Origin of the sequence: uncultured Escherichia sp. (genome assembly GCF_948475835.1) — a bacterium.
Classification (GTDB): domain Bacteria; phylum Pseudomonadota; class Gammaproteobacteria; order Enterobacterales; family Enterobacteriaceae; genus ECMA0423.
This window is the reverse complement of sequence record NZ_CAOLGM010000194.1, coordinates 1-5,326: the sequence shown is the minus strand read 5'-3', so window position 1 is coordinate 5,326 and position 5,326 is coordinate 1. Positions and strand designations below refer to the sequence as shown.

Below are 5,326 nucleotides of genomic sequence, written 5' to 3'. Positions count from 1 at the left end.
ATTCTTATTAGTGGTTGAGCAGGGCTCAATACTCCATCAAATACTTTACCTACGTGCAAACGATTATATTTTAGTTCAGGATGCTTTAGATTTAACGGGGAACTGGATAAACTGAGCCATTCCCCTATTAACCTTTCCGTTTCTGGCATTAAAGCCATCCCAGCGAGCTCAGATGAAATTAAGGGAAATATTTCTCCAAGCAATACCCATCCAGACCAGCTGCCACTCTCTTCTGCTATCGGTAACCATTTAGCACTAAATTCGGGCATTAATAATGCAACATCTTCGCCATTTTCTTTCCAATTTTGAAAAGTGGTTTCAAACGTATGAGTGTTTCGATTTACTTTCCTCAGACCGAACATTAACTTTCATCCTTCTGATCGTTTTCGAATTTGCTTTCATTTTCTTGCTCCTCATAAGGCTGATGTCGTTGTCCTTGTCGTTCATCTTGCTCAGTCAATACCCAACGTTGTGCTGTAACTCATTATGAAAACTATTTAATTCCCTCATCATTGATAAGGTTGGACATCTCTTTCAACATGAGAGTCATTGAAGCTTTCGACCAATTTAGCGGAATGATAGGGCTTGGCGCTTCATGCAAAGTTCCCGACTTGTGGATATAGTTATAGCTTTCGGGAAGTGCCATTTCAGGTACACTCCTGCCATTTGCACCAATCATATTCTCGCCTGTTATTTGGGCCAATGATCTATTCATAAATTGCACTGAGTCATTCAAATACTCTTCCTTTCTTGATTCTTTATAAACAATTGCTGCTGATTTTGCATACCATGAGTCAAAAAACCATTCTGCTTCTGTTGATGGAATGAAGCTCTTTTCTCTTTTCGCATGTGAATTTTGATCGGTATCGGTTTTAATATCATTGAACCAAAAATTTGCCGACTGATAATTATCCTTCTCGTATCTTTTTATACCATACGGACCTGCTAGTTTTTTAACTATTTTTAGAACCTGCTCTTTTCTTCTGGTGTTTATCTTTGCAAGATTTGCAGGATAAATAACATTAAGTAAAGCCGCATCGGCTTCTCTGTAATGTTTATCTTTTTCCAGATAACCTGGGGATTCTCCCCCTAAATCAAGCTGTAACGTTATTCTTTCATAACCTTTATCTATGAGGTGGTTCAACCTCGTTGTTGAAAGAGGTTCATCCAGTTCATTGGCTTTAGCTTCGCGTAGTAAATCAGAGACAAAAACAGAGTCTTTCTTCGAGAGTAAGTTCGACAAACGTTCCAGTCCAGAGGTCACCAGTGCAACGGAAGATGTGTTTAATCGGGCATCTTCTTCCCATGCTCCGGAATCTTCCATAACATAGAAATTGGCTTTATCCAGATAAGCAATCAGCAGCGCAACCGATTTTAATCGGTCACCTTTTTGCCAATCTTCAGCGTTAATTGTATCAGTGTCGATTGCTTGTATAAGGAGATCAAGATAAAGACCTAACGCATCATTTTGTTTATGGTTCCACAGCTGCGGCTTGCCTTCTTCCTGCACATCTGCCATCACGGGGGAGTTGCTGTCAAATCGGATATGCACAACATTCATTTGCCCGGGAACTCCATCCAGTCGTTTGGGGTTGCTAATGACGTCCTGCATCCGCTTAATCTGGTCGGGCGTAGACATATAATCCCACAGGGTGAGCAGAACCTTTTTTGCGGCTACACTATTTCCCTGATCTGATACTAATGCCATATAGCCCCATAAACTATCCCTCAGCCAGACAGCATCATAGTGGGTTTGTGCCGCTGTTTTGTCATCTTCGAAAGTAGAAGCAAGAATAAACGTTCCCCAGGGTTTCTCCGTCAACGTTAACTTTCGTGTGTTTTCTGTTAATGTTAGCAATCCTTGAATTTCGTCTTTGGTATAGTGGCTCTTTATTTCATTTTGTAATTTGGCTGAGTGAATCAAAAGACGATAATTAGGATACTTATCTGGATTTAACGATAAATAACTTTTATCTGTTGCTGCCCCCGTGGAATTAAGAATGTTAAATACAGATTCACTCGTCACTTCTGCCCCTGTCGCCTGGCATGTGCCGCACGAAAATATACCAGCGAGCAGAAGAGTTAATGCAGATTTCCCTTTCATAAAATATTCCATCAATCGTTTGTTAAAAGCGTAGATAACCACTTATTTAACAACTTGAAAATAAGGTGTTTTACCTGGGTTGTTACAAAAGGATTGCATTGCGTAAACGCTTTTTATTTACAACAAAATGGGGAAGTATTACGGCGATTGCGAAAAGTCTGAAGCGATTGAATTAAGATAATATAGAAAATCAGATACAGCAAAAATGGCAGATTGATCAGGTGAAGATAAATTGGAGCGGGCGAAGGGAATCGAACCCTCGTATAGAGCTTGGGAAGCTCTCGTTCTACCATTGAACTACGCCCGCTTCGAGATGCGTAAGGCATTATAAACCTTACGCTCTCCTTAGCAAGTGCCGCGCTGCTGACTGCTGATTAATTCGCCATCAGCATTTTGGCTTGCTGCCCTGCGGCGGCAAGTAACGTAGCGGATCAATTGCCGTTGCACGGTAACGAATCTGGAAATGCAGGCGAACAGATGCCGCATCCGTGCTCCCCATAGTGGCGATTTTTTGCCCAGCCTTCACGCTTTGCCCATTATTTACCAGCATCGTGTCATTATGGGCGTAAGCCGTAATGTAATCTTCACTGTGTTTAATCATGATGAGATTACCGTAGCCACGCAGCTGGTTGCCCACATACACCACCTTTCCTGCACCCGCGGCGTAAATAGGTGTACCCCGTGGAGCTGAGATATCAATCCCTTTATTGCCGCCATCTGCTGTCGAATACGGCATGATAACTTTCCCTGTCGTTGGCCATAACCAACAACGTTGCCCTACTGGCGGCCAGGAAGATTTCGGTACCGCTGATGACGGTGTAACCGATGCGGTTTTGGTCGTTGATTTGGCGGTTGATTTACGTGTACTACTGCTACTTTTCGCCCCACCCAGTTTTAGTTTCTGACCAACTTCAATGGTGTAAGGGGGGGAAATGCCGTTCAGTCGCGCCAGTTCTTTTACGCTGGTTCCCGTGGTGCGCGAAATACGATATAGCGTATCCCCCCGTTTCACGGTGTAAACGGAGCCGGAATACGTTCCTGTATCGGATGATTTGCTACCCGAACAGCCCGCCAAAAGCAGTCCAACCGATAACAACATCACGATACCCAGAGATTTTTTATTCAGGCGTCCCGCACTCAAAATCTTTCCTCGCTTAAAAAACAAGACGCCTTATCATAGCAGCCAGCCTCTTGATACCCAATCTCTTGCTTCTGGAAAAACGTGGTAATAGAGAAAGAGGTTAATTTCATTTGGCAAAGGGAAGTATCATCAGCAAAATATTCGCTGTAGAGGTATCGAACTTCCTGACTTTTTACCCTATTTCCCATCCTGATGCGTAATAATCCCAATTTATCACATTGATTTTATCGCCACTCATATTGATACGTATCACTGCCCCTATTCAGAGTCCTGTTTCGTATCATATCTGTGTTTTTTTAACGTCATCACACTTCCTACCTCCCCTAACGCTTATCGTCGTTTCTGGCGTAAATCTTGCCTGCTTAGACTAAATCTTTGCCATAAGAACCAAATGTTCAAATCGAGGGGATTTCTATGGAAGCGCGGGAAGCAACCGCTACGGGTGAATCATGCATGCGCGTCGATGCCATTGCTAAGGTCACCGGGCGGGCACGATATACTGACGATTATGTTATGGCGGGCATGTGTTATGCGAAATATGTACGTAGCCCTATCGCACATGGTTATGCCGTAAGTATTAATGATGAACAAGCCAGAAGTTTGCCGGGCGTACTGGCGATTTTTACCTGGGAAGATGTGCCTGATATTCCATTTGCTACTGCTGGGCATGCCTGGACACTTGACGAAAACAAGCGCGATACCGCCGATCGCGCACTGCTAACTCGCCATGTTCGTCATCATGGTGACGCCGTTGCCATCGTCGTGGCCCGCGATGAACTCACGGCAGAAAAAGCGGCGCAATTGGTCAGCATTGAGTGGCAAGAATTACCCGTTATCACCACGCCAGAAGCGGCGCTGGCAGAAGACGCTGCACCAATCCATAACGGTGGCAATTTACTGAAACAAAGCACGATGTCGACGGGTAATGTCCAACAAACAATCGATGCCGCCGACTACCAGGTACAGGGGCACTATCAGACCCCCGTTATTCAACATTGTCACATGGAAAGCGTAACATCGCTGGCGTGGATGGAGGATGACTCGCGAATTACCATCGTTTCCAGCACCCAGATCCCGCACATTGTTCGCCGCGTGGTTGGTCAGGCGCTGGATATTCCCTGGTCATGCGTACGAGTCATCAAACCGTTTGTCGGTGGCGGTTTTGGTAATAAACAGGATGTACTGGAAGAGCCAATGGCGGCATTCCTGACCAGCAAGCTTGGCGGCATTCCGGTGAAAGTTTCCCTTAGCCGTGAAGAGTGTTTCCTCGCAACCCGTACCCGCCACGCTTTTACCATTGACGGGCAAATGGGCGTGAACCGCGACGGAACATTGAAAGGTTATAGTCTGGATGTTCTGTCTAACACCGGCGCTTATGCATCTCACGGGCACTCCATCGCTTCTGCGGGGGGGAATAAAGTCGCTTACCTTTATCCTCGTTGTGCCTACGCTTACAGTTCAAAGACCTGCTATACCAACCTCCCCTCGGCTGGTGCGATGCGTGGTTATGGCGCGCCACAAGTCGTATTTGCCGTTGAGTCTATGCTTGATGACGCCGCGACAGCGTTAGGTATTGATCCTGTTGAAATTCGTTTACGCAACGCCGCCCGCGAAGGAGATGCTAATCCGCTCACGGGCAAACGTATTTACAGCGCAGGGTTGCCGGAGTGTCTTGAAAAAGGCCGGAAAATCTTTGAATGGGAAAAACGCCGTGCAGAATGCCAGAACCAGCAAGGCAATTTGCGCCGCGGCGTTGGCGTCGCCTGTTTTAGCTACACCTCTAACACCTGGCCTGTCGGCGTAGAAATAGCAGGCGCGCGCCTTCTGATGAATCAGGATGGAACCATCAACGTGCAAAGCGGCGCGACGGAAATCGGTCAGGGTGCCGACACCGTCTTCTCGCAAATGGTGGCAGAAACCGTGGGGGTTCCGGTCAGCGACGTTCGCGTTATTTCAACTCAAGATACCGACGTTACGCCGTTCGATCCCGGCGCATTTGCCTCACGCCAGAGCTATGTTGCCGCGCCTGCGCTGCGCAGTGCGGCACTATTATTAAAAGCGAACATCATCGCTCACGCCGC

The 5,326-nt window shown here is 46.2% G+C and carries 3 protein-coding genes, 1 tRNA gene and 2 pseudogenes; 1 reads left to right on the top strand and 5 read right to left on the bottom strand.

Going from position 1 to position 5,326, the window contains the following annotated elements; all coding sequences use genetic code 11:
• The 5 genes and pseudogenes from QZF50_RS22445 to actS form a co-directional block, all read right to left on the bottom strand.
• Positions 1-402 (bottom strand): annotated as a pseudogene (locus QZF50_RS22445) (YscQ/HrcQ family type III secretion apparatus protein); the annotation flags it as partial.
• Positions 362-481: pseudogene (locus QZF50_RS23775) on the bottom strand (type III secretion protein); the annotation flags it as partial. The pseudogenes QZF50_RS22445 and QZF50_RS23775, both read right to left, overlap by 41 nt.
• 12 nt (positions 482-493) lie before the next feature.
• Positions 494-2,104, bottom strand: coding sequence for a glycoside hydrolase family 15 protein (locus QZF50_RS22440; protein WP_000676936.1), 1,611 nt, complete (start codon positions 2,102-2,104; stop codon positions 494-496).
• 233 nt (positions 2,105-2,337) lie between these two features.
• A tRNA-Gly gene (locus QZF50_RS22435) sits at positions 2,338-2,411 on the bottom strand.
• A 78-nt stretch (positions 2,412-2,489) separates the two neighbouring features.
• On the bottom strand, positions 2,490-3,245 hold the full coding sequence (actS, locus tag QZF50_RS22430; protein WP_001272558.1) for an amidase activator ActS: 756 nt from the start codon (positions 3,243-3,245) through the stop codon (positions 2,490-2,492).
• A 414-nt stretch (positions 3,246-3,659) separates the two neighbouring features.
• Between actS and xdhA the strand changes: the two genes are divergently transcribed.
• Positions 3,660-5,326: xanthine dehydrogenase molybdenum-binding subunit XdhA (gene xdhA, locus QZF50_RS22425; RefSeq protein WP_290389001.1), on the top strand; the 1,667-nt coding region annotated here is incomplete at its 3' end.

Coding starts and splice junctions, on each gene's coding strand:
- QZF50_RS22440 (WP_000676936.1), bottom strand. CDS start 2,104: ATGAAAGGGAAATCTGCATTAACTCTTCTGCTCGCTGGTATATTTTCG.